The sequence below is a fragment of the Kitasatospora sp. GAS1066B genome, from assembly GCF_041262605.1.
GTDB lineage: Bacteria > Actinomycetota > Actinomycetes > Streptomycetales > Streptomycetaceae > Kitasatospora.
Window position 1 is genome coordinate 37084 of record NZ_JBGCCO010000043.1, and the last position, 24080, is coordinate 61163.

Annotated in this window: 21 protein-coding genes; 11 read left to right on the forward strand and 10 right to left on the reverse strand. The window is 71.9% G+C overall.

All coding sequences use genetic code 11. The features are described 5' to 3' along the window. Positions 1-164 precede the first annotated feature (164 nt). Positions 165-1547, forward strand: coding sequence for a cytochrome ubiquinol oxidase subunit I (locus ABH937_RS33895; RefSeq protein WP_280694262.1), 1383 nt, complete (start codon positions 165-167; stop codon positions 1545-1547). A gap of 26 nt (positions 1548-1573) precedes the next feature. Then, positions 1574-2593 carry a cytochrome d ubiquinol oxidase subunit II gene (gene cydB / locus ABH937_RS33900; protein ID WP_280694263.1) on the forward strand — a complete coding sequence of 340 codons (1020 nt, stop codon included), beginning with the start codon at positions 1574-1576 and terminating at the stop codon, positions 2591-2593. Positions 2594-2596: 3 nt separating this feature from the next. On the opposite strand, the gene ABH937_RS33905 is transcribed toward cydB, so the two are convergent. From ABH937_RS33905 to ABH937_RS33915, 3 genes are all read right to left on the reverse strand, one after another. Then, positions 2597-4372, reverse strand: coding sequence for a cation:proton antiporter (locus ABH937_RS33905; RefSeq protein ID WP_370220454.1), 1776 nt, complete (start codon positions 4370-4372; stop codon positions 2597-2599). Then, positions 4369-4866, reverse strand: coding sequence for a gluconokinase (locus ABH937_RS33910; RefSeq protein WP_280694289.1), 498 nt, complete (start codon positions 4864-4866; stop codon positions 4369-4371). The genes ABH937_RS33905 and ABH937_RS33910 overlap by 4 nt, the downstream gene beginning before the upstream one ends. A 62-nt stretch (positions 4867-4928) precedes the next feature. Further along, on the reverse strand, positions 4929-5879 hold the full coding sequence (locus ABH937_RS33915; RefSeq protein ID WP_370220455.1) for a DUF389 domain-containing protein: 951 nt from the start codon (positions 5877-5879) through the stop codon (positions 4929-4931). Between the two features lie 160 nt (positions 5880-6039). On the opposite strand from ABH937_RS33915, the gene ABH937_RS33920 reads away from it, so the two are divergent. The 3 genes from ABH937_RS33920 (at position 6040) to ABH937_RS33930 (ending at position 10510) form a co-directional block, all read left to right on the forward strand. Next, a complete protein-coding gene (locus ABH937_RS33920; protein ID WP_370220456.1) occupies positions 6040-7860 on the forward strand; it encodes a glycoside hydrolase family 15 protein in 1821 nt (606 codons plus the stop codon). An 85-nt stretch (positions 7861-7945) separates the two neighbouring features. Then, complete coding sequence (locus tag ABH937_RS33925) at positions 7946-8893, forward strand: cyclase family protein (RefSeq protein ID WP_370220457.1); 948 nt, start codon at positions 7946-7948, stop codon at positions 8891-8893. A 36-nt stretch (positions 8894-8929) separates the two neighbouring features. Beyond that, positions 8930-10510 carry a GMC oxidoreductase gene (locus ABH937_RS33930; protein WP_370220458.1) on the forward strand — a complete coding sequence of 527 codons (1581 nt, stop codon included), beginning with the start codon at positions 8930-8932 and terminating at the stop codon, positions 10508-10510. Positions 10511-10531: 21 nt separating this feature from the next. On the opposite strand, the gene ABH937_RS33935 is transcribed toward ABH937_RS33930, so the two are convergent. Continuing rightward, a complete protein-coding gene (locus ABH937_RS33935; RefSeq protein ID WP_280694269.1) occupies positions 10532-11338 on the reverse strand; it encodes an SDR family oxidoreductase in 807 nt (268 codons plus the stop codon). 182 nt (positions 11339-11520) lie between these two features. Further along, on the reverse strand, positions 11521-12090 hold the full coding sequence (locus ABH937_RS33940; RefSeq protein WP_370220459.1) for a PadR family transcriptional regulator: 570 nt from the start codon (positions 12088-12090) through the stop codon (positions 11521-11523). A gap of 85 nt (positions 12091-12175) precedes the next feature. Here ABH937_RS33940 and ABH937_RS33945 point away from each other — a divergent pair, with 85 nt between their 5' ends. Further along, positions 12176-12607, forward strand: coding sequence for a nuclear transport factor 2 family protein (locus ABH937_RS33945; protein ID WP_370220460.1), 432 nt, complete (start codon positions 12176-12178; stop codon positions 12605-12607). A 49-nt stretch (positions 12608-12656) separates the two neighbouring features. Here ABH937_RS33945 and ABH937_RS33950 read toward each other — a convergent pair whose 3' ends face one another. Beyond that, positions 12657-13031: a hypothetical protein gene (locus tag ABH937_RS33950; protein ID WP_280694272.1), complete on the reverse strand. Its 375-nt coding sequence runs from the start codon at positions 13029-13031 to the stop codon at positions 12657-12659. Positions 13032-13155: 124 nt separating this feature from the next. Between ABH937_RS33950 and ABH937_RS33955 the strand changes: the two genes are divergently transcribed. After that, positions 13156-13608: a hypothetical protein gene (locus tag ABH937_RS33955; protein WP_280694273.1), complete on the forward strand. Its 453-nt coding sequence runs from the start codon at positions 13156-13158 to the stop codon at positions 13606-13608. A 33-nt stretch (positions 13609-13641) separates the two neighbouring features. Here the strand turns inward: ABH937_RS33955 and ABH937_RS33960 are convergent, their stop codons facing one another. The 3 genes from ABH937_RS33960 to ABH937_RS33970 all read right to left on the reverse strand — a co-directional run bounded on the left by ABH937_RS33960 (position 13642) and on the right by ABH937_RS33970 (position 18788). Next, positions 13642-14751: a PP2C family protein-serine/threonine phosphatase gene (locus ABH937_RS33960; protein ID WP_280694274.1), complete on the reverse strand. Its 1110-nt coding sequence runs from the start codon at positions 14749-14751 to the stop codon at positions 13642-13644. A gap of 307 nt (positions 14752-15058) precedes the next feature. Then, positions 15059-17206 carry an elongation factor G gene (gene fusA, locus ABH937_RS33965; protein WP_370220461.1) on the reverse strand — a complete coding sequence of 716 codons (2148 nt, stop codon included), beginning with the start codon at positions 17204-17206 and terminating at the stop codon, positions 15059-15061. Between the two features lie 385 nt (positions 17207-17591). Further along, on the reverse strand, positions 17592-18788 hold the full coding sequence (locus ABH937_RS33970) for an aminotransferase class V-fold PLP-dependent enzyme (RefSeq protein WP_370220462.1): 1197 nt from the start codon (positions 18786-18788) through the stop codon (positions 17592-17594). A gap of 519 nt (positions 18789-19307) precedes the next feature. On the opposite strand from ABH937_RS33970, the gene ABH937_RS33975 reads away from it, so the two are divergent. The 4 genes from ABH937_RS33975 (at position 19308) to ABH937_RS33990 (ending at position 23252) form a co-directional block, all read left to right on the forward strand. Next, the gene (locus ABH937_RS33975) at positions 19308-20582 is read left to right on the forward strand and encodes a S53 family peptidase (RefSeq protein ID WP_280694290.1); all 1275 of its coding nucleotides are present in this window, start codon (positions 19308-19310) and stop codon (positions 20580-20582) included. 378 nt (positions 20583-20960) lie between these two features. After that, positions 20961-21392 (forward strand): SSI family serine proteinase inhibitor, encoded by a 432-nt coding sequence (locus ABH937_RS33980; RefSeq protein WP_370220463.1) that lies wholly within the window; start codon positions 20961-20963, stop codon positions 21390-21392. A gap of 117 nt (positions 21393-21509) precedes the next feature. Beyond that, a complete protein-coding gene (locus ABH937_RS33985; protein ID WP_370220464.1) occupies positions 21510-21956 on the forward strand; it encodes a hypothetical protein in 447 nt (148 codons plus the stop codon). A gap of 102 nt (positions 21957-22058) precedes the next feature. Further along, on the forward strand, positions 22059-23252 hold the full coding sequence (locus ABH937_RS33990; protein ID WP_370220465.1) for a glycosyltransferase: 1194 nt from the start codon (positions 22059-22061) through the stop codon (positions 23250-23252). Positions 23253-23529: 277 nt separating this feature from the next. Here the strand turns inward: ABH937_RS33990 and ABH937_RS33995 are convergent. Continuing rightward, positions 23530-24080, reverse strand: a 551-nt coding sequence (locus ABH937_RS33995; RefSeq protein ID WP_370220466.1) for a transposase, incomplete at its 5' end; no start/stop codon positions are given.

Genomic DNA, 24080 nt, shown 5'->3' on the forward strand with positions numbered 1-24080 from the left:
TCGACGAGCGGCTGCCCCAGACTCCCTGACGGTCCGTCAGGGAGTCTGGGGCATGGGCCGACCGGCCCAATCGCGGAGCGCCTGCGGACGATGTCCGCAGGCCCCGTGATTGAGTGCGGCCGAGGGGCGGCACGGCCCCCGACGTCATCCTGATCGGGAGCAGCATGAGTCAGCTCGACCTCGCCCGGTTGCAGTTCGCGATGACGTCGATCTACCACTTCCTCTTCGTCCCGGTGACCATCGGCCTGGGGTTTCTGACCGCGTTGCTGCAGACCGCGTGGCACCGCTCCGGTCGGGCGGACCACCTGCGGCTCACCCGGTTCTTCGGGACCCTGCTGGTGATCAACATCGCGGTCGGCGTGGTGACGGGCCTGGTGCAGGAGTTCCAGTTCGGCATGGACTGGTCGGGCTACTCGCGCACCGTGGGGGACGTGTTCGGCGCCCCGCTGGCGATGGAGGGGCTGGCCGCGTTCTTCCTGGAGTCGACGTTCCTCGGGCTCTGGCTGTTCGGCTGGGACCGGCTGCCCAAGCGCGTGCACCTGGCCACGATCTGGGCGGTGGCGCTGGGCGGGGCGCTGTCGGCGGCTTTCATCATGGCGGCGAACTCGTGGATGCAGCGCCCGGTCGGCTACGCCATCAACTCCGCCACGGGGCGTCCCCAACTGAACGACGTCTGGGCGCTGTTCACCAACCCGGTCTTCCTGCGCGGGTATCTGCACGTCCTGCTGGCCTCGCTGGTCACCGGGGCGGTCGTCATGCTGGCCGTCTCGGCCTGGCAACTGCGCAAGGGGAGCACCCCGGAGGTGTTCGGCGCGTCGGCGCGGCTGGCGCTCTTCGTGCTGGTGCCGGCGCTCATGCTGGCGATGCTGGTCGGCAGCGAGCTGGGCGTGACCGAGGGCAAGTACCAGCCGATGAAGATCGCGGGTGCGGAAGCCCAGTGGACCACCTGCCAGCCCTGCTCGTTCTCGCTGATCCAGGTCGGCGGCGGCAAGAACGACCAGACGCCGACGAAGATCGTCGCCGTGCCGCACCTGCTCTCGCTCCTCGCCACCAACCACTGGAACGGAAAGGTCCTCGGACTCGACCAGGTCCAGAGCCAGTACCAGCAGCAGTACGGACCGGGCGACTACGTACCGAACATCTTCATCCAGTACTGGTCGATGCGGGTGATGGCCTACCTCGCGGTCGTGGTGCTCCTGGTCGGTCTCTGGGGTCTGTGGCTGGTCCGCAGGGGCACGCTCGGCACCTCCCGCTGGTTCCAGCGGGCCGCGGTCTGGGTGGTCGTGCTCCCCTTCCTGATGAACACCGCGGGCTGGCTGCTCACCGAGAACGGCCGGCAGCCGTGGATCGTGCAGGGCCTCCAGCTCACCAGGAACGGGGTCTCCCCGTCGATCAGCACCAGCACGGTCGCGATCAGCATCCTGGTCTTCTTCCTCCTCTACGCCGCACTGGCGGTGGTGGAGGCGATCCTGATGACGCGTTACGCACGCATGGAGCCGGCCCCGCCGCCGGCCGAGGACGCGTCCGTCCCCGCCCTGACCTACTGAGTCCCCGTCACCTCCGAGGTTGCGCGATGCCACTCGCCACGTTCTGGTTCATCCTCGTCGCGGTTCTGTGGGCGGGCTTCTTCGTCCTGGAGGGCTTCGACCTCGGCGTCGGCATGCTGCACATGCTGGTGGCCCGCGACGAGCCGGGCCGGCGCGCGGCGATCAACACGATCGGGCCGCTGTGGGACGGCAACGAGGTGTGGCTCATCGTCGCCGCGGCGGCCATGTTCGCCGCGTTCCCCGACTGGTACGCGACGATGTTCTCCGCCCTCTACCTCGCGCTGGTCCTGCTGCTGGTGGGGCTGATCGTGCGCGGCGTGTCCTTCGAGTTCCGCGGCAAGGTCGACAACCCCCGCTGGCGGCGCACCTGGGACCTGCTGCTGACCTGCGGGAGCGTGCTGGTTCCGTTTCTCACCGGGATCGCGCTGGGCGACCTGCTGCACGGCCTGCCGATCGGGCAGGACCGCGAGTTCAGCGGTTCCTTCGGCGATCTGTTCCCGCCGTACGCCGTCTTCACGGGGATCACCCTGGTCCTGCTCTGCCTGCTGCACGGGGCCACCTTCATCGCCCTCAAGACCACCGGCGGCGTGCGGAGTCGGGCGTCCCTGCTGGCCCGCCGCCTCGCACCCTTCACGGCGCTGGCGGTGCTGGCCTTCCTCCCCTGGACGCACACCACGGCGGGCAAGGGCGTGCTGCCGGACATCATCCAGCTGCTCGCGGCCCTCGCCGTGCTGGCCGCCGCCTGGCTGGTGCTCGGCAGGCACGACGGGTGGGCCTTCGTCGCCACGACCTGCACGATGGCCACCACCATCCTGTCGATCTTCACGAACCTCTACCCCCGGGTCATGGTCTCCAGCACCAACCCGGCGTACAGCCTGACCGTGGACAACAGCGCGTCGGGGAACTACACGCTGAAGGTCATGAGCATCGTCGCGATCGTCCTGTTCCCGGTCGTCCTCGCCTACCAGAGCTGGACCTACCACGTGTTCCGCCTGCGGGTCTCGCCCGACCAGTTCAGCGTCCCGAGCGAGCCGACGCCCGAGTGATCGTCAGGCGGACGGTGCGCGCCCGTCGCCCGCCGGTCCGAGCAGCACGAGGTGGTCGCCCGTCCGCGGCACGGGCGTGGCGCCCTCGGTGACGGGGTCCAGCCGACCGTCGTCGCGGACCACGAACAGCAGGTCGTGCCCGGCCGGGAGCGCGGCGGCCACCGGCAGGACGACGATGGCCGCCCCCCGCGCGTACCGGTCGCTCAGCGCGGACCGGGTCAGCCCCGCGCCGAACAGGATGTCGCCGCCCAGGAACGGAGCCACCACACCGTGGCTGTCCGGCGGCGGCCCGGTCCGGTAGACCGCGCTCTCGGCACTGCCCCGCAGGATCTCCGCCGCCAGCGCGTTGAAGTCGTCCTCGGCCGTGAGCAGCAGCACCGCGGTGATGCCGGCCAGCTCGGCGCCCTGACCGGCGGCGGCCGCCAGCAGCTCGCCCGGCGCCACCTCGATCCCGGCTCGCTCGATGCGCTCACGCTGCTGTTCGGGGCCGGCCCACATCAGGACTTCGAGGCCCGCGGCCCGCAGCGCCAGCCCCAGGTCCACCGCCCAGGGTTCGGCACCGACCAGCAGCGGCCGGGACCGGGCGGAGCGCAGGACACCCAGGCGCCGCGCGACCGGAGCCGCGGTCAGCCCGTACAGCGTCACGGTGGCGACGATGACCACGAAGGTGGCCGGGAGGATCTTCGCGGCACCGCCGATCCCCCGGTCGACCAGGCTCGCCGAGAAGGTGGAGGCGGTCGCCGCGGCGACGATGCCGCGCGGCGCCATCCAGCCGACGAAGCCGCGCTCCCCTTTGGACAGGTCGGTGCCGAGCGCGGACACGGCCGACACCAGCGGTCTGACCACGAGCACCAGGACGGCGCTCAGGGCGAGGGCGGGCAGCAGCACGTGCTGCAGCGAGTGCGGGGTCACGGTGGCCGAGATCGAGACGAACAGCACCCCGAGGATCAGGCTGACCAGGGTCTCGAAGAACGCCCGCCGCACCGGCTCGTCGAAGCTCCGCAGATTGGCGACGGCGAGCCCCATCACGACCGCGGCGATGAGCCCCGAGTCGTCCCGGATCACATCGCAGGCCGCCGCCACGCCGACCACCACCGCGAGCTGCGCCGTGGTGCCGAGCAGCTCCCCGAGTCCGATCCTGCGCAACAGCACCCACAGCACCGCCGTGCCGACCAGGCCCCCGGCCACCCCGACGGCCGCGCTGCCCAGGAAGTGCAGTGCTCCGCTGCCGACCTGACGGCCGGTGCTCGCATCGACCGCATGGAAGACCAGCGCGCCCAGGACGCCGCCGACCGGGTCGATCAGCGATCCCTCCCAGATCAGGATGTGCTGCAGCCGGTCCTTCGGGCGCACGAAGCTCAGCAGCGGCCCCACCACGGTCGGCCCGGACACCACCAGGATCACCCCGAGCATCAGCGACGCCCGGCCGTCCATCCCGAGCAGCGGCCCCGCCAGGAGCGTGACGACCACCCAGCTGAGCAGCACGCCGATCCAGATCAGCCGGACCACCACCTGCCGGGTGTGCCCCTTGAGCCGCGCCAGGTCGAGCCCGAGGCCGGCGTCGTAGAGGATCACCGCCACGGCGAGCGAGACCAGTGGCGAGAAGGCCGCGCCCAGCAGCCGCTGGGGGTTGACGTCACCGGTCGCCGCGCCGGCCGCGAAGCCGACCGGCAGCAGCACGATGAGCGCGGGGATGCGCAGCAGGCTCGCCAGGATCTGCGAGCCGACCGCGAGCACCAGGATCAGCCCGGCACCGACGAGCACTTGGTTCGTCGTCATGTCGTGGCTCCGGGCTCGGCGCCGAGCGCCGCGAGCGCCCGGTCGACGGTCTGCTCCGGGGTGCCCGCGAGCGGCACCACGGCGGCGTGCTCGTCCGGCGCCGGCTCCTCGAGCTCGTCGAACTGGCTCTCCAGCAGGCGGGCCGGGAAGAAGTGACCGCGCCGGGCGGCCAGGCGCGCGGCGATGACTTCGCGGCTGCCTTGCAGATACAGCAACCGGACCTGCGGCCGGCCGTCCCGCAGCCGGTCCCGGTACGAGCGCTTCAGTGCCGAGCAGGCCAGCACGCCCGAGCCGCCCTGCCGGATCCGCTGGTCCAGCCAGTCGGCGAGGGAGGCGAGCCAGGGCTGCCGGTCCTGGTCGCCGAGCGGACGGCCGGCAGCCATCTCCGCGCGGGCGTGGGCCGAGTGGAAGTCGTCCCCCTCGGCGAACGGCAGCCCGAGCCGGGCGGCCAGCAGCGCGCCCACCGTGCTCTTGCCCGAGCCGGACACGCCCATGACCACGATGATGACCGGCCGCGCCGTCGACTCCCGGCGCTCGCCCGTCACCGTAGCCCCCGTCACCGGCGGGAACGGCCGGCCCGCAGGCCGATCCGCCGCCAGACCGCACGCTGGATCCTGAGGGCGAGCACACCCACCAGGATCAGCACGACGATGTTGACCAGCAGTTGCACCAGCGAGCCGCGGGCCTCGCGCCAGCTCTCGAACGCGCTGGAGACGCCGATGTCAGCGGCCGCCGGGATCGTGGTGACCGAGATGAACACGCCCAGCAGGGCGCCCGTCCTGGCCTGCGTCAGCGACATGATCCCGACGACGCCGGCCAGGAACGCCACGGCTACCGAGAAGAAGTCGGGCGTGTTGATGAGGTTGGAGACCGGCCGGATGCCCAGCGTGAAGGCCTTGGACTGGAAGCCGAAGCCCCGGATCACCAGCGAGAACAGGAAGGTCACGACGATGGCGAGCAGGAAGCCGACCAGCAGGGCCAGCAGCCCTTGCCGGACCCGCGCCCCGCTCCCCTGGTCGATTCCCAGCGCGACACTGGCGATCGCGCCGTACTCGGGCCCGACCACCATCGCCGCCACGATCAGGATCTGGGAGTTGGTGACGATCCCCACCGAGCCGATGAGGCCCGCGATGATCAGATAGAGGTAGAAACTCGGCCGATAGGTCCCCTCGGCGCGGATCCGGGCCTCCACGAGCTCCCACACCGGCTCGTGTGCCAGCGGCCCGAGCCGCCGGGTCTCCGCTGCCGCCGCGATGCCGGAGTAGGCCATCTCGACCGACTCGATCACCAGCGCGCCCCGGCGCTCCACCTGCAACGCGCGCAGGCCGCGCAGCACGTCGTTGGCCGCCCCGGCCAGGACGTCGCACTCGACGGCGTCACCGTCCGGACTGCGCACCACGCCCGGCAGCGCGACGAGGTCGAAGACGTGGCGGTTACCGGCGAGCGTCCCGACCACCTGCTCGGTGAGGTCCGGTGGACTCACCAGCCGGATGTGGACCATCTCCATTCGGACCTCCGTACCGCAGGGACCACCCTGGCCCAGTAACACCGCAGTAGCCGTGGTCAGCAAGCCGGGCGGCGATCGATCGTGGTATCCGCAGCGCGCCGTGGCGGCCAGGCGGATAGTGGAGAGCGGGGGACGCTCCCGATTCCTGCGGAGACTCAGCATGGACCGCTATCCGCCGATCGCCGACCACGGCCTGGTAGGGGACCTCCAGACCACCGCTCTCATCTCGTCGCAGGGGGTCGTCGACTGGTTCGCGGCTCCCCGCTTCGACTCGCCCAGCATCTTCGCCGCCTTGCTCGACCACGACCGCGGCGGCTACTTCCGGATCGCCCCCGAGCATCCGGAGGCCGCCACCAAGCAGCTGTACTACCCCGACACGGCCATCCTGGTGACCCGCTTCATGTCGCCGGACGGGGTCGGCGAGGTCGTCGACTTCATGGCACCCGACCGCACGGGCACGCCCACCGACCGTCACACCCTGCTGCGCGGTGTCCGGGCCGTGCGCGGCACGGTCCGGTTCTCGCTGGAGTGCCGGCCCCGGTTCGACTACGGCCGCGCCGACCACACCCTCGAACTGCGGCCGGACGGCGCCGTGTTCCGCGCCCCGGGAATGACCGGCCACCTGCAGTGCAGCTTCCCCGTGGGGCGTGACGGCCAGGACGTCCAGGGGGAGGTCACGCTCAACGCCGGCGAGACGGCCGCCGCGGCCTTCACCGTCTGCGCTCCGGACGGCGAGCCACCCGCCCCGCTCACGATCGCCGCGGTCGAGGACCAGCTCGTCGCGGTCGGCGAGTACTGGCAGGCCTGGCTGCGCAGCTCCAGCTACCGCGGGCGCTGGCCGAACATGGTCGCCCGCTCCGCCATCACGCTCAAACTGCTCACCTACCACCCCACGGGCGCCCCGATCGCGGCGGCCACCATGGGCCTGCCCGAGCAGGTCGGCGGCGAGCGCAACTGGGACTACCGCTACACCTGGGTCCGGGACGGCTCGCTCTCCGTGCGGGCCCTGCTGGACCTCGGCTTCGTCGAGGAGGCGACCAGGTTCACCCGCTGGCTGGGCGCCCGGCTGCACGAGCGGGCCGACCTGCCCGGCGAGCGGCTGCAGATCATGTACCGCGTCGACGGCGACCCCGACATCCCCGAGGAGATCCTCCAGCACTTCGAGGGCTACCGGGGCTCGGCCCCCGTCCGCGCCGGGAACGCGGCCATGGACCAGCTGCAGCTGGACATCTACGGCGAGGCCCTCTACGCGCTGTCCGAGGCCCGGCAGGTGGGCGAGCAGCTGGACTACCAGGGCTGGAAGGGACTCGCCACGGCGCTGGACTGGCTCGCCGACACCTGGGACCGGCCGGACGAGGGCATCTGGGAGACCCGCGGTGGACGCAAGGACTTCACCTACAGCCGGGTGATGTGCTGGACCGCCTTCGACCGCGGCATCGCGGCAGCCACCGAGTTCAGCCGGCCCGGCGACACCACGCGCTGGACGGCGGCCCGCGACGCCATCCTCGAGCAGGTCATGACGCGCGGCTGGAGCGAGCAGGAGCAGGCGCTCGTCCAGCACTACGACGGTGACGTGCTCGACGCCTCGCTGCTGCTCGTTCCCCGGGTCGGTTTCCTCGCCGCCAAGAGCCACGGCTGGCTGAGCACGCTGGACGCGATGGACCGCAAGCTCGTCTCCGACAGCCTCGTCTACCGCTACGACCCGGCCGCCTCGCCCGACGGACTGCGCGGCTCGGAAGGGACCTTCAGCCTGTGCACCTTCCTCTACGTCGACGCCATGGCCCGGGCCGGCCGCACGCTCCAGGCGCGGTACGCCTTCGAGAAGATGCACACCTACGCCAACCACGTCGGCCTGTTCGCCGAGGAGATCGGCCCGAGCGGGGAACAACTGGGCAACTTCCCCCAGGCGTTCACCCACCTGTCCCTGATCATGGCCGCCAGCACCCTCGACAAGGCACTCGACCTCGAGCAGCGTCGCTGACGCTCTCCCCGCCCGCCTTCGCCACGGTCCGGGAGGCCCCCCGTTCCCGGACCGCCGGCCAGGCGTCACACCAGGACCAGGATCGATGGCAGCACACGCAGGATCCAGTGGACCGGCACGGCTCAGCTCGGCCGAGTTCGGCGCCCTGTACCAGCGGGTGCGGCGGCAGGCACCTCAGGGGGCGGCCGACCGCGGCGCGCTGGACACCATCACCGCGGCGCAGGTGCTGGCAGCGGTCGCAGAGGTCCGATCCGGTCGCACGGTCACGCTCGCCGCGCCGGTGGAGACCCGCCCCGGCCCGCACGATCCCGATCCGGCCGAGCACCGGATGACCGGTGCGGTCGCCGGCGCGATCGCGCCGCGCGGGCTGCAGTTCGCCACGGACCGCTTCGCCATGAACGTGCACGGCGACGCCGACAGCCATCTCGACGCGCTCTGTCACGTCATCTATGACGGAACGCTGCACAACGGCGTGCCCGCGAACAGCCTGACGGCGGCCGGCGCGAGCGCGCTCTCGCTGGACGTGACCCGGGACGGGATCGTCGGCCGCGGTGTCCTGCTGGACATTCCGCGCCTGCGCGGGGTGCGGTGGCTGGACCCCGGCGACCATGTGACCGGTGACGAGCTCGAGGCCGCCGAGGCCGCGCAGCATCTCCAGGTGACCCGGGGCGACCTGCTCTTCGTCCGGGTCGGCCACCGCCGCCGCCACCGCGAACTCGGCGCGTGGGACGCGGCGGTGGCCCGTGCCGGGCTGCACCCCACGGCGATGGAGTTCCTGGCACGGCGGCAGGTCGCGGTACTCGGCAGCGACGGCAACAACGACACCGCGCCCAGCAGCACGCAGGGCGTCGACTTCCCGGTGCACGTGCTGGCCGTCCACGCCATGGGACTGCACCTGCTGGACTACCTGCAGTTCGAGGACCTGGTGCCGCTCTGCGAGGAGGCGGACCGGTGGTCGTTCCTGTGCGTCATCGCGCCCCTGCGACTGCCCGGGGCCACCGGCGCACCAGTCAATCCGATCGCGATCTTCTGATCACACACTGGCAGCGACTCGAGAACGGGAGCCCTCATGGCCGACGATCGGCACTACGACGTCATCATCATCGGTACCGGAGCGGGCGGCGGCACGCTGGCCCACCGGCTGGCGCCTTCGGGTAAACGCGTCCTGATCCTGGAGCGGGGCGGCTACCTGCCCCGGGAGATCGACAACTGGGACTCCAGCGCGGTGTTCGTCAGGGCCAAGTACCTGGCGCGGGAGACCTGGTACGACAAGCACGGTCACGAGTTCCCGCCGGAGGTCAACTACTACGTCGGCGGCAACACCAAGTTCTACGGCGCCGCCCTGTTCCGGCTGCGCCCCGAGGACTTCGGCGAGCTGCGGCACCACGACGGGATCTCCCCCGCCTGGCCGATCCGTTACGAGGAGCTGGAGCCCTACTACACCCAGGCCGAGCACCTCTACCTGGTGCACGGCAAGCACGGCGAGGACCCCACCGAAGGCCCGGCCAGTGCGCAGTACGCCCACCCGTCGGTGGCGCACGAGCCGCGCATCCAGCAGCTCAGCGACGACCTGGAGAAGCAGGGACTGCACCCCTTCCACCTGCCGATCGGGGTGAACCTCAAGCAGGACGAGAACGGCGGGGCGACCCATGACAGCGTCTGCATCCGCTGCAACCGGGTCGACGGCTTCCCCTGCCTGGTGAACGGCAAGTCCGACGCCCAGGTGATCTGCGTCGACCCCGCGCTGGAGCACGACAACGTCAGCATGATCACGGGTGCCAACGTGCGGCGGCTGGAGACCGACCCGGCCGGACGCACCGTCACCAGGGTGGTGGCGGAGCTGGCGGACGGCTCGACCGCGGGCTTTGCCGCCGACGTCGTCGTGGTCGCCTGCGGTGCGGTGAACTCCGCGCTGCTGCTGCTCCGTTCGGCCAACGACCGGCACCCGAACGGCCTCGCCAACAGCTCCGACGTGGTCGGGCGCCACTACATGCGGCACAACAACCTGGCGCTGATGGCGGTTTCGAAGGAGCCCAACCCCACGCTGTTCCAGAAGACCCTGGCGCTCAACGACTGGTACCTCGGCGCGGACGACGTCGACTACCCGCTCGGCGGCATCCAGATGCTCGGCAAGTCGGACGCCGAGCAGATCCGTGGTGAGGCACCGCGGCTGGCCGGCAAGCTCTCTCCGGACATGCCGTTCGAGGTGCTCGCTCACCACGCGGTCGACTTCTGGCTCTGCGGCGAGGACCTCCCGCTGCCCGAGAGCCGGGTGACCCTCGACCGCGACGGGAAGGTCACCCTGTCGCTCGACGAGCAGAACAACACGGCCGGCCTCAGGAAGCTGCAGCAGAAGCTCCAGAGCATGCTCGGGGACCTCGGCATGCACCCGCACCGCCTGCTCGACCACAGCATCTACCTGCACAAGGGCATGCCGATCGGGGCCACCGCCCACCAGGCCGGCACCGTGCGGTTCGGTGACGACCCGCGCAGCTCGGCCCTGGACGTCAACTGCAAGGCCCATGACCTGGACAACCTGTACGTGGTCGACACCGCGTTCTTCCCGAGCATCGGCGCGGTGAACCCCTCGCTGACCGCCATCGCCAACGCGCTGCGGGTCGGCGACCACCTGATCGAGCGGCTGGGCTGAGGGAGGGCTGACCTGCGGTGCTCAGCCGCCGGTGGCGAAGCCGGGGAAGAGCGTCATCCCGCCGTCCACGTAGAGCGTGCTGCCGACCACGTAGTCCAGCAGGTCGGAGGCCACGGCCACGACGGCGTTGGCGATGTCGTCGGGGTCGCCGACCCGGCGGTAGGGGATCAGCCGCAGGAGCTCGGCCTCGGCCTCCGGGGTGTCCCAGGCGCTCTGGTTGATGGGGGTGCGGATCGCGCCGGGGGCGACCGCGTTGACCCGGATCTTCTGCGGCGCGAGTTCCTGGGCGAGCGTCTGCATCATCATGCCGACGCCGCCCTTGGAGGAGGCGTAGTTCACGTGGCCCGACCAGGGAATGATCTGGTGGACCGAGCTCATGCAGATGATCTTTCCGGCGGCCTTGGACACCTCCGGGACGACACCGCGCCGCAGGAACTCCTTGGCCGCCTCCCGGGCGCAGAGGAACTGGCCGGTGAGGTTGACGTCGAGGACCTTGTGCCACTGGGCGGCCGTCATCTCCGTCACCGGCGCGTCCCGCTGCAGGCCGGCGTTGGCGACCATGATGTCGATGGTGCCGAACTCGTCGACCATCCGCGAGACCATCCCGACGACCTGGTCCTCCTGGGACACGTCCGCCTCGTGGGCGTAGGCGCGGACCCCGAAGCCCTTGATCTCCGCGACCACCTTCTCGGCTTCGTCGGCACCGGCCACGTAGTTGACGACGACGTCCGCACCGGCCCGGCCGAGGGCGATCGCGGTCGCCTTGCCGATGCCGGAGTTGGCTCCGGTCACCAGCGCCTTCTGCCCCTGCAACAGCTGCGTGGACATCGCCACACGCTGCTCACCGCTACCACTGACCACGGACTTCTCCCTCGGGACGACGGACGGTCGGCACGCCGGCTCCAACACACCACCCAGGGCCACCCGCAGGGCACACCGGCACGCTCCCGGCGGCCATTCGCGCGGATCTGTCACACGACCGGACGCGCCGAGGATCACGTCGCGGTCATTCAGTGGTCGGCGCGAGTCGCCTGCCGTTCCCGCAGGACGGCGGCGATCCGCAGGCACCAGTCCCGGTGCTCCTGCTCGAAGGAGAGGCCGCGCAGGCAGGTCAGGTACGGTCCGATCCGCTCGCCCCGGCGCAGGTACTCCTCCTCGTCCGCATCGCCGCGCAGCTGGCGCAGCAGCTTGCCGAGCAGCTCGATCTTGGCCTCGGCCGCCAGGGCTCGTTCCTCGAGCTGTCCGATCACCGGCCCGGTGCCGATCCGGTCGGCGGCCTGGACCTTGACGAGCAGGTCGTCGCGGATGAACGAGGGCTTCGCGGCGGCTTCGGCGAACTTCTCCAGCTCGGCCCGGCCGGCGTCGGTGACGTGGAAGAGGCGTTTGTTGGGCCGGCTCTCCTGGACCACCTGCCGACCGGCGACCAGCCCCTCCTTCTCCAACCTGGCCAGCTCGGCGTACAGCTGCTGTGGCAGGGCGTGCCAGAAGTTCGCGACGCCGACGTCGAACGCCTTCGCCAGCTGGTATCCGCTGTACTCGCCGTCCAGCAGTGCGGCCAGCACGGCATGTCGCAAGGCCATCGGGGCAGCCCTTCCCTTTCGTGGTCCGTCACTGCATCATAGTCAAGAAAATGACTAGTCATATTCTTGACTACCAGGAGGAACCATGGAGAGTGCCGAACGCTTCCGGGTCGCCGTGGAGCAGGGCGATCTCACCGCGCTGGACGGCCTGTTCACCGAGGACATCCGCTTCTACAGCCCGGTGAAGTTCACCCCCTTCGAGGGCAAGCCCATGGTGCTGGGACTCTTCGGCGTCCTGCTGCGCACCTTCGAGGACTTCCGCTACGTCGGACACTTCGAGGGCGCGGCCGAGACCGGTACCGACGGCAGTCAGGCCCCGTCGGTCATCCTGCCCTTCCGGGCCACCGTGCGGGGCAAGGAGATCCACGGCATCGACCTGCTCCAGCTCGACGAGGCCGGCCTGGTCAAGGAGTTCACCGTGATGGTCCGCCCCCAGTCCGCGGTGCACGTCCTGGGCGAGGCGGTCCTCGCCGGTCTGGTGGCCGACGGCCTCGTCCCCGCACCCCTCGACCGCTAGGGCCTGTCCGGCCGCGCCGACCGCGGAACGCTGCTGACGGAACGTCAGGTCAGGCACGCCGCCCGGCCACCGGGGCGAGCAGCGGCCAGCCGTCCAACTCCTCGGGTGCCGGGTCGTCCGGTTGCCAGCCGCCGGCCAGCGCCGCGTCGAGCAGGGCCCGCACCGTACCCGGCTCGTGCAGGTTCAGCCAGGCGCCTGCCGTGCCGACGGCCCCGGAGGGGACCCATCCGTCGGGGATCAGCCGATCGGGGCCCTCCTCGAAGACGACCAGGACTCGCCCGCGCGCACCGAGGCGGCGGATGGTGAGGACGAGCCGGGCCGGCGCGGGCCGGCCGGGTTCGGCGGGGCGGCCGCCGCCGAGCGACCAGAGGTAGGTCTCGCCGTCGACCGCCAGGCTGCGGGTCCGCTTGCTGATCCGGGGCATCGGCTGGTTCACCTTCCCTGCTGGGAGCTCACACCCGGACAGTAGTCGCTCCGTGCTGCCTCTTCGCGAGGAGATTCCGTCAATCCCGGCCTCCCGGCGGGAGGCGGCCGGTACCCTCGGCGGCGTGGAGCAGAAGATGAATCCCGCCGAGGTGGCGCTGCACGACCAGATCCGCGCGGCCAGTGCGGACGCGGCGGGCCTGGGGGCGACCGAGGGGTGGGGAACGCCGCGCAAGGTCGCCATCGACCAGGCGCCGCAGTGGTACCGCACGGCCTCGGCCACCATGCAGCAGGCGCTGGCGACCGGCGAGCTGACGTTCTGTTCGCACCTCAACGGCGGTCCGCAGCCGGTGGCGCTGCTGGCCGAGGAGCCGAAGCGGTGGTACTGCCTGCCGTGCTTCCGCCGCGCGCAGGCCACCCGCCGGTGTCTGGGGTGCGGGGTGTTCGCCGGTGAACTCACACAGACGGGCGGGCACGAGGACGTGATCCAGGGGCCGGTGGTCACCTACTCGATGGTCCGCTGCCTCCCCTGCTACCAGCGCGGGCAGACGGTGCCGGCCACCTTCGGCCGGGGCTGAGCGGTCGTAGGGTCGGGCCCGCCTGACGAAGCGTCAATAGGTCTGAACCGGTGGCGGGCGACGGCGGCGGGTCACCGCCAGCAGCGCCATGTCGTCGTCGCGCGGCCCGCCGGTCCAGCACTCGACGTCCCGGGCCACGGCGTGCACCAAGTCCAGCGGCGCGGCGCGGTGGCCGAGGGTGGGCAGGCGCGGGGTCGGGTCGTAGAACTCCCCCGCGCTGTTCCTGGCCTCGGTCACCCCGTCGGTGACCAGCAGCAGCGTGTCCCCCACCGCGAATGGCCAGCGATCCGGCACCGGACGCGGGCCGCCGAGCGCGCCCATGCCCAGCGGAAGGCCGGGATCGCGGGCGTCCAGGCGGCGGGCCGGGCCGCCGTCGGCCGGCAGCAGATACGGCCCCGGGTGGCCGCAGTCGAGCAGCCGCAGCTCGTCGCGTTCGGGGTCGAACTCGCCGAGCAGCGCGGTGATGAAACCCTCCATCCGCAGTTCCTCGCTGGCGCGCGCGACCTCGCGGATCAGGGTGTGCTCCACGGCGTCGGCGAGCGCGACCAGATCGGGCGCCCGCTCGGCAGCCTCCCGGAAGACGCCGAGCAGCACCGAAACCGCCGTCACCGCCTGCAGGCCCTTGCCCCGGACGTCCGCGATCAGCACCCGGACGCCGAACGGGGTCTCCTGAACGGCATACGCGTCGCCGCCGATCAGCGCCTCCGTCTGGGCCGCGCTGTAGTGGGTGGCCACGCTCAGCGGTCCCACCTCGGGCGGTGGGACAGGCAGCACCGCCTGCTGCGCCGCCCGCGCCACCGACCGCACCGTCCGCAGCCGACGCCCGTGCCGGGCGACCACCTGGTTGACCCAGAGGCCCACGGCGACGGCGACGAGCGTGTTCACCAGTTCGAGGTAGCCGTTGTCGTTGCTGACCGAACCGTCATGGGCGGTCAGCACGACGATCCCCAGGAAGATGGCGGCGCCGACGACCACGGTGTCGCGCAGCGTGAGGAGCGCGCCCGCCAGCACGGCCGCCGCCGCCAGCATCGGGTCGCCCCAGTACTCGGCGGGGGCCAGGAAGTTCCAGGTGAGCCCGCCGACGATCAGGGCCCACGGGGCGAACCGCACGTAGCGGGGCAGTCGTAAGGCCTTCGACGCCATGGCGACCACGATCCATCGGAGGGGTGGGGGCCATACCGATTTTATCGGTCTGTCGACTTGCCGGCCGGGCGCAGGCGAGGCACCGGCGCGAGGCCGGGTCTCGCCGCTGATTCTCAGCGGCGAGACCCGGTCCGGGCCGGCGCTAGGACCTGTACGGCGGATCTTTTCGGGCCCGCGACGCCGGGCATCCCGGCTGGACGCACGCCCGAATCGCCCAAGTACGTCCAGTACGAGGACGACTCGGGCGCACGCCCAGCCGGGCGCCCAACGCCGCGGGCTCATCCGAAAAGATCCGCCGTACAGGCCCCTAGCGGGCGCGCACGGCCTCGGCGAGCCCGCTCGGCACCGGGGCGTACCCGGCGGGCCGGGTGGTGAAGGTGCCCCGGCCCTGGGTACGGCCGCGCAGCCGGGTCGCGTAGCCGAACAGCTCGGCCAGCGGCACCGTCGCGGTGACCTGCGCCGTGCCGCCCCGCGAGGTCTGGCCCGCGATCCGGCCGCGCCGGGCGGCCAGGTCGCCGAGCACCGCGCCCACGGCGTCGTCCGGGACAGTGACCGTGACCTCGGCCATCGGTTCCAGCAGCACCATCTCGCTGGCCCGCAGCGCCGCACGGAGCGCGAACCGGCCCGCCGTCCGGAACGCCAGCTCCGAGGAGTCCTTGCTGTGGGTGGCCCCGTCGGTCAGGGTGACCCGCAGCCCGGTGACCGGATGGCCACCGAGCGGACCCTCGGCCAGCGCGTCCCGGCAGCCGGCCGCCACCGCACGCACGTACTCCTGCGGCACCCGGCCGCCGATGACGGTGGAGCCGAACGCGAACTCCGCCGCAGCATCAACCCCCTCCGCCGCGACAGCCGCATCGGTCGCGTCGGCCGGCTCGGCAGCCAGCGGTGCCACGTCGATGACGACATGCGCGAACTGCCCGGCGCCGCCGTCCTGCTTGACGTGCCGGTACACCAGCCCGGAGACCCCACGGACCACCGTCTCCCGGTAGGACACCTGCGGCCGGCCGACGCCCACCTCCAGCCCGTGGGCGCGGCGCAGCTTCTCCACCGCGACCTCCAGGTGCAGCTCGCCCATCCCCGACAGCACGGTCTGCCCGGTCTCGGGGTCGGTGCGGACCACCAGCGACGGGTCCTCCTCGACCAGCCGGGCCAGCGCCGACGCCAACCGCTCGGTGTCGGTGCTCCGCCGGGCCTCGATGGCCACCGAGACGACCGGATCGGCCGCCGTCGGCGGTTCGAGGATCAGCGGCGCGGACGGCGTGCAGAGGGTGGCACCGGCGCGGGCGGCCTTGGGGCCGACCACCGCGACGATGTCCCCGGCCACCGCCCGTGCCACCTCGAAGTGGCGGTCGGCCTGCACGCGCAGGATCCGCGCGATCCGCTCGGTGCGCTTCGCGCCCACGTCCAGCACCGCCTCTCCCTTGCCCAGCGTTCCCGAGTACACCCGCAGGAAGGTCAGCCGCCCGGTGGGCGCCGCCTGCACCTTGAAGACCAGCGCCGCGAACGGCGCCGCCGGATCGGCCGCCCGCTCCTGCGCCGTACCGCCCGGGTCCGCCACCGTGCCGCGCACCGGCGGCACGTCGAGCGGCGAGGGCAGGTACGCCACCGCGGCGTCGAGCAGCGGCTCGATCCCCCGGTTGCGGTACGCGGAGCCGCAGAGCACCACGACACCCGCACCGGTGCGGGTCACCTCGCGCAGCGCCGCCGTGAGCGTGCGTTCCACGAGGGCCCCGGTGGCGCAGAACTCCTCCAGCGCCTGCGGGTCCAGCTCCGCCACCGCTTCCTCCAGCAGCCGGCGCCGACGGGCCGCCTCCTCCAGCAGGTCCGCCGGCACCGGCACCTCGGCGACCGTGCTCCGGCTGTCGGGCCACTCCAGGGCGCGCATCCGGACCAGGTCGACCACGCCGGTGAAGCCGTCCTCCCGGCCGATCGGCAACTGCACCACCAGCGGTACGGTGCGCAGCCGCTCCCGGATCGAGGCGACCGCCGTGTCCAGCTCCGCCCCGGCCCGGTCCAGCTTGTTGACGAAGGCGATCCTCGGCACCCCGTGCCGGTCGGCCTGCCGCCAGACCGACTCGCTCTGCGGCTCGACCCCGGCGACGGCGTCGAACACCGCGATCGCGCCGTCCAGCACGCGAAGCGAGCGCTCCACCTCGTCGGCGAAGTCCACGTGACCCGGGGTGTCGATCAGGTTGACCCGGTGGCCGTCCCAGTCGCAGCTGGCCGCCGCGGCGAAGATGGTGATGCCGCGTTCCCGTTCCTGCGGGTCGAAGTCGGTGACGGTCGTGCCGTCGTGGACCTCACCGCGCTTGTGCGTGGTGCCGGCCAGGAACAGGATCCGCTCCGTGACGGTGGTCTTGCCGGCGTCGACGTGGGCGAGGATGCCCAGATTGCGCACGGTGGCAAGGGGGTTGACGGACTGCTGGTTCGGGGACTGGTGCAGGTCGGTACGCACGGCCGATGGCCTTTCCTGGTGATTCCGCTAGCGGGCGGCGCGATTCACCGGGCGATGCGGCCTCCGTTGAGGCCGCACGCGTTCCCCCGCGCCGGCGTCGGCAGGCGGGCAAGGGTCAGGCGTTCGCCACGGTCATCCGGTGCCGGCCGCGCAGCGGGCACCGGAGGGGCGAAGACACCGGAATCACCTCGGAGAGCGACGAGGGGACGACGGCAGCGATGCGCTCACGCATGGCCGGGCCCCCTTCTCGTCGCGGGCGCACCGCCGTTCGGTTCGGCGGTGTGCGATCTGAGAGCGAGTGTAGGCACGCCGCGCGGCCGCCGAAAGCGAATTACCCGCCTGATATGACAGAGCGTCAGACCACCGACGGCCGGACGGACAGGCCCTACCCGCGACCCGGCAGCGCCTCGCAGAGCCGGTCGAGCTCCTCCTCGGTGTTGTAGTAGTGCACGGAGGCGCGAACCAGGGAGTCGAGCCCGCGCGCTTCGAGGTCCCAGCGGGCGGAAGTCACCACGGAGACCGACACGTTGATCTGCCGGGCCTGGAGTTCCTGGGCGATCCGGTGGCTGTCCCGGCCCTCGACGGTGAAGGAGACGATGCCGCCCTGCCGAGTACCGCGATCCTGGACGCGCACGCCGGGCAGGGCGCGCAGGCGCGTTCGCAGGGTGTCGGCGAGGTGGGTGACCCGGGCCTCGATGGCGTCCAGACCCAGGTCCAGGGCGTAGTCGACGGCGACGCCGAGGCCGATCTTCCCGGCGTACGAGGTCTCCCAGGTCTCGAACCGGCGGGCGTCCGCGCGCACCTGGTAGCTGTCGGCGGTGGTCCAGGTCGCCGCGTGCAGGTCCAGGAACGGTGGCTCCAGGTTCTCGCGGATGCGCGGTGAGCAGTAGAGGAAGCCGGTGCCGCGCGGGCCGCGGAGGAACTTGCGGCCGGTCGCGGTGAGCAGGTCGCAGCCGATCTCGCCCACGTCGACCGGCAGTTGGCCGACCGACTGGCAGGCGTCCAGCAGGTAGGTGATGCCCGCCTCGCGGGCCACCTTGCCGATCTCGGCCGCCGGGTTGACCAGTCCGCCCTGGGTGGGGACATGGGTGACGGCGATCAGCCTGACCCGCTCGTCGACCAGTCGCCGCAGCGCGTCGACGTCCAGGGCCCCGGTCTCGTCGTCGGGCACCACCTCGACCTGGACACCGTGCCGGCGGGCGGTCTGCAGGAGGGCGATCGCGTTGCTCGCGTACTCGGCACGCGAGGTCAGGATCCGGTCCCCCGGGGCCCAGGGCAGCGCGTAGAAGCCCATGTCCCAGGCCCGGGTGGCGTTCTCCACCACCGCGATGTCCTCGCGGGCCGCGCCCACCAGCCGGGCCAGTGCGTCATAGGTGTGCTCGACCCGGTCGGCCCGCGCGACGGCCGCCTCGTACCCCCCGATCTCCTCCTCCAGCCGCAGGTGCTCCACCACCGCGTCGACCACCGGACGGGGCTGCAGGGCCGCCCCGGCGTTGTTCAGATGCGTGACCCGCGCGCAGCCCGCCGTGTCCCGCCGCACCCGTTCGACGTCGATCCTTGCCGTCCCTGCTGTCCCTGCCATCCCCGTCGTCCCCACCGTCGCCTCCGGCACCTCGGCTGTCCACGCATACTCCGACTTCCCCAGAACGCTCCAGCCCATGCCGTTGTCCCCACGTGCACCTGCCGGTTCCAACGGCTGACTCGACGCCGCCCCCACATCGGGCTGACCACGCCGACCAGCACCACCGCGAAGGCGATCGGCCGCGCTCACCCGACGCGACCGCGAGGCCGACCTGGGATCCGGCCCGGGATCCGGCCTGGGATCCGGCCCGGGATCCGACGGGGCGTCAGCTGTGCGTAGCACCGGTGCAGGTCCAGGCTTGATCGACGGTCAGGTGAGGGGATTCTGTGAGTTTCCTGGGAGCCCCATTGTTGTCATGCCCACGCGCCCCTACTCTCTTGCCAAGCCGCTCAGTTGACCCGGCCCCTGACGACGGCACACCGTCAGCGACCGTGCGCGGCCGGCCCGAGGGCACCCCACGCCCGAAGGGCCTCACCCCCACTGGTGCACCCGCAGAGGAGCACGTTTTTGCGTACCCCCATGAACCCGAAGGTCCGGCGTACCACGCTGGCCCTCACCGCCGCGACGGGCCTGGCGATCGCCGGACTCGGGATCGGCAGCCAGGCCGCGTCCGCCACCGCGGCCACGGCCGACCACGCTCACCACAACGTGACGTTCACCCGGTCCTGCGCGGTTCCGCAGCACGCCGGCTACCTGGCCTGCAACGCCCTGCGGGTCACCGGCGGGAGCACCGTCAAGACCCGGCTGGCGCACCCGGCCGGCACCCGGACCGCCCAGGCCCAGGCCGACGCCTCGGTGTCCGGCTACGGTCCGGCCGACATCCAGGGCGCCTACAACCTGGCCAGTGCGGCCGCCGCCAACGGAGCCGGCGAGACGGTGGCGATCGTCGACGCCCAGGACGACCCGAACGCCGAGTCCGACCTGGCCGCCTACCGCAGCCAGTTCGGCCTGCCCGCCTGCACCTCCGCCGGCGGCTGCTTCACCAAGGTGGACGAGAACGGCGGGACCAACTACCCCTCCCCCGACTCCGGTTGGGCCGGCGAGATATCCCTCGACCTGGACATGGTCAGCGCCACCTGCCCGAACTGCCACATCCTGCTGGTCGAGGCCAGCACGGCCAGCACCCAGGACCTCGGCACCGCGGTGAACCAGGCGGTCTCGCTGGGCGCCAAGTTCGTCTCCAACAGCTACGGCGGCTCGGAGTCGTCGGACGAGACGTCGGCCGACAGCTCGTACTACAACCACCCGGGTGTCGCGATCACCGCCTCGGCGGGTGACAGCGCCTACGGCGTGGAGTACCCGGCGGCCTCCCCGTACGTGACCTCGGTCGGCGGCACCTCGCTGACCCAGGACTCCAGCGCGCGCGGCTGGAGCGAGTCGGTCTGGGGCACCAGCGCCACCGAGGGCACCGGCTCGGGCTGCTCCGCCTACGAGGCCAAGCCGAGCTGGCAGACCGACAGCGGCTGCGCCAACCGGACGGTGGCCGACGTCTCCGCGGTCGCCGACCCGGCCACCGGTGTCGCCGTGTACGACACCTACGGCGCCTCCGGCTGGAACGTCTACGGCGGCACCAGCGCCTCCTCGCCGATCATCGCCAGCGTCTACGCGCTGGCCGGCAACCCCGGCGCGAACACCACGCCGGCCGCCGACCTGTACGCCAACCCGTCCGCGCTGAACGACGTCACCACCGGCTCCAACGGTAGCTGCGGCTCCTACCTGTGCACCGCCGGCCCGGGCTACGACGGCCCCACCGGCCTCGGCACGCCGAACGGCACCGGGGCGTTCAGCGGCTGATTCGCCGTTGCTCCACCGTTCCGCCTGAACCACCCGAACCACCGGCCATCGCGCGGGACACCCCACGGTCTCGCGCGGTGGCCGGCTGCCGTTGACGGCCCGTCACTCGGGGTGGAGCGGCGCTCGACGGATGGTGGCCATCTCGGCCGTTCGGGCGTGGCCGACTCGCCGAACCGACGCTGCGGGCGCGGTCGGCGTGCCGGAGACGGGTGGGACGGGAGATGAGTCGCGGGAAGCGCGAGGTGGCGGCGAGGACGGAAACCGGCCATCGGGACGGTGGCCGGTGGTGGCTGTCCGGCGTCGTTCGATTACGGTCATGACAACTTCCTGTGGTGATACTGCCGAGTCCGTTCGGACAGTCGACCAAAGGAGTTCGATATGCGTACTCGTCGTGTCCTCATGACAGCCCTCGGCGCCGTCGCCACCGCCACCCTGCTGGCCGGCGGCGCACTGCCCGCCGCCGCCGAGACCGGGGCGGCCGCCACCACCGCCGGTCCCGACCTGCTGATCCTCACGGTGGCGCCGACCGGCCCGAACACCACGACGGCGGACCGCACGGTGACCCTCGACTGCGGCGACACGCAGCCGGCCGGGGACCACCCCGAGGCACCGGCGGCCTGCGCGGACCTGGCCAACGCGCAGGGTGACTTCGCCGCCCTGACGCCGTCGCACGTCTTCTGTCCGGATCTCTACCTGCCGGTGACCGCCACCGCCGTGGGCGTGTGGGGCGGTCAACCCATCGTGTACCAGCAGACGTTCACCAACGGGTGTTCGCTGCGGCGGGTGACCGGGCACGTCTTCGCGTTCTGAGCCGGGCTCGGGAGCGATGAGCGCGGTCGGTGCGGCCGGTCCGGGTCTTCGGACCGCCGGGCGCCGGCCGCGCTCGGCGCGACATTTCCCTTATCCGGTGATCGATACGATCGTCAGGTGTATGAGCTTCGGATGACGCTGGCCGCCCATGAGAGGACGCTCCGGCGTTGGCTGCCCACCGCGTTCCGTGCGGCCGGCTTCCTGCTGCTGCCGTGGATCGTGGTGCTCGCGATGGACGTGCGGGGCCACTTCGGCGCGCGGAACCTCTCCAACGCCTGGGTCTGGCTGGACGTAATGGAGGTGGCCGCGCTGTTCCTGCTGGCCTCCCTGGTCCGCCGAGGCCACCGCGCCACCAGCCCGGTGGCCTCGGCCACCGCGGTGCTGCTCGGCATGGACGCCTTCTTCGACCTGTGGTCGGCCCACCGCGGCTCCTCCTACCAGCTGGCCCAGGTGCTGGCGTACTTCGCCGAACTGCCCAGTGCGGCGGTGCTCGGCGTGCTCTCCTGGTACTCGCTGGCCTGGGTCGCGGCGCCGGCGCAGCGACCGGACCCGGCGCGCCGCTGAGCGGTCGACCCGGCTGACCCAGGTGGTGAAGACACCTCAGCCGCCGGCCTGTTGCCTGCTATCGTCCGCGTTGTCCCGGTACGGCCAGTTTGGGAGCCCGCTGTGAACGCCGACATCGACCGTCTTCCCCCGCGCGGCTTCCGGCTGTTGGTCACGGGCGGTGGCACGGGTGGCCACACCTACCCGGCCCTCACAGCGGTCCGGACGCTGCAGGCACGGCTCCAGGCAGCAGGCCGGGCCCTGGACGTGCTGTGGGTCGGCACGGCCGAAGGTCTCGAAGCCCGGGTCACGTCCACCGAGCAGATCCCCTTCGCCACGGTGGCCACGGGCAAGGCGCGGCGCTCCAGCAACCCGCTGAAGCTCGCCTCGCCGGCCAACATCAAGGACATGGGGCGGGTGCCGCTGGGTGTGGCGCAGGCCCGCTCGATCGTGGCCGACTTCCGGCCGGACGTGGTGCTGGCCACGGGCGGGTACGTGGCGGTGCCGGTGAGCCTGGCGGCCCGGATGTGCCGCCGTCCGCTGGTGGTACACGAGCAGACGGTGCGCCTGGGGCTGGCCAACCGGTCGCTGGCCCGGGCGGCGACGCGGTTCGCGGTCTCCTCGGAGTCGACACTCGACTTCCTGCCCGAGGCGGCCCGCAGGACCGCGGTGGTCACCGGGAACCCGGTGCGCCCGGAGGTGCTGTCCGGTCAGGCGGAGAAGGCAGTCCAGGCGCTCGGCCTGTGGGAGTTCGACCGTGCTCGCCCCACCGTGTACGTCACGGGCGGCGCGCAGGGCTCGCAGCAGATCAACGGCCTGGTGCGGGACATCCTGCCGTGGCTGCTGACCAACGCCAACGTCGTCCACCAGTGCGGCCCCGCGCATGAGGAGAACCTGCGGCAGGCAGCTGCGACCCTTCCCGGCGACCTGGCAGCCCGTTACCTGGTCACCGGTTTCGTCGGCCCGGAACTGCCCGATGTCCTCGCGCTGGCCGACGTGGTGCTCTCCCGCAGCGGCGCGGGCACGATCGCCGAACTGACCGCACTGGGAAAGGCGTCCGTGCTGATCCCGCTGGCAACCTCGGCCGGGAACGAGCAGGAGCACAACGCCCGCCACTTGCAGGACTCCGGTGCGGCGGTGGCCCTGCTCGGCCAGGCGACGCCCGACACCCTGCGCGACGCGGTCGCCCCGCTGCTCGCGGATCCGGCCCGCCGCGCGGACATCGCGCAGCGGGCCCGGTCGCACGGCCGGCCTGACGCGGCGGACCGGCTGGTGGACGTCCTGCTGGACGTCGCGGCCGATGGCCGGCACGTCTAGGCCCGCTCTTTCGGATCTTGAGGTGCACGGCTGGCACTTCCATCTCCTGGGGCTGGAAGTGCCCCGACCTTGTAAGCCTGTCGATCCCTGCGGGCGAAGTCCTGGGCCGGTCCGCTGGGTGGGCGAAGGCGTAATCCGGTGGCCACCTTCCTCGTCACGTCCCTAGTAGGGCTTGGTCAGGTCGGTGCGGCGATGGGTGCGTCGCGGTGGCAGGTGGGGCAGGCACCGGCCCAGGTCGCGAGGAGGGTCTGTAGCTCCCGGACGACTTGGTAGAGGCTCAGGCCGGCCCCGTGTCTTTTGGGGCGGTGGCCAGCCTTCGCAGGGTGCAGAAGGCGTGGGCGAGGGAGACGAGGGTGACGTGGTGGTGCCAGCCGCTGAAGGTGCGGCCCTCGAAGTGGGCCAGGCCGAGGGCTTGCTTCATCTCTCGGTAGTCGTGCTCAACTCGCCAGCGGAGCTTGGCCAGCCGGACCAGGGTGGTCAGCGGGGTGTCGGCGGGCAGGTCGGAGAGCCAGAGCTGGACCGGGTCGCTCTCCTTGGCGGGCCACTCGGCCAGCAGCCAGCACTCGGCCAGTTCCACGCCTTCGGTGGCGTCGCGGATCTCGCGTCCGGCGGGGCGGATCCGCAGGGCGACGAAGCGCGAGTGCATCCGCTTGAAGCCGCTCTTCCCCTTCCCGGGATGCGATCCTTCCCGCCAGGACACGGGCTTGGCCGTCTTCCGCCCGGCAGCGCGGATCAGTTCCTTCACGCTGCGGGGCTTGTCCGGGTATTTCGCGACCGGTGGCCGGCCCGTGCCGCTGTAGACAGGGGTGACGGGACGCGCGTCGCCCG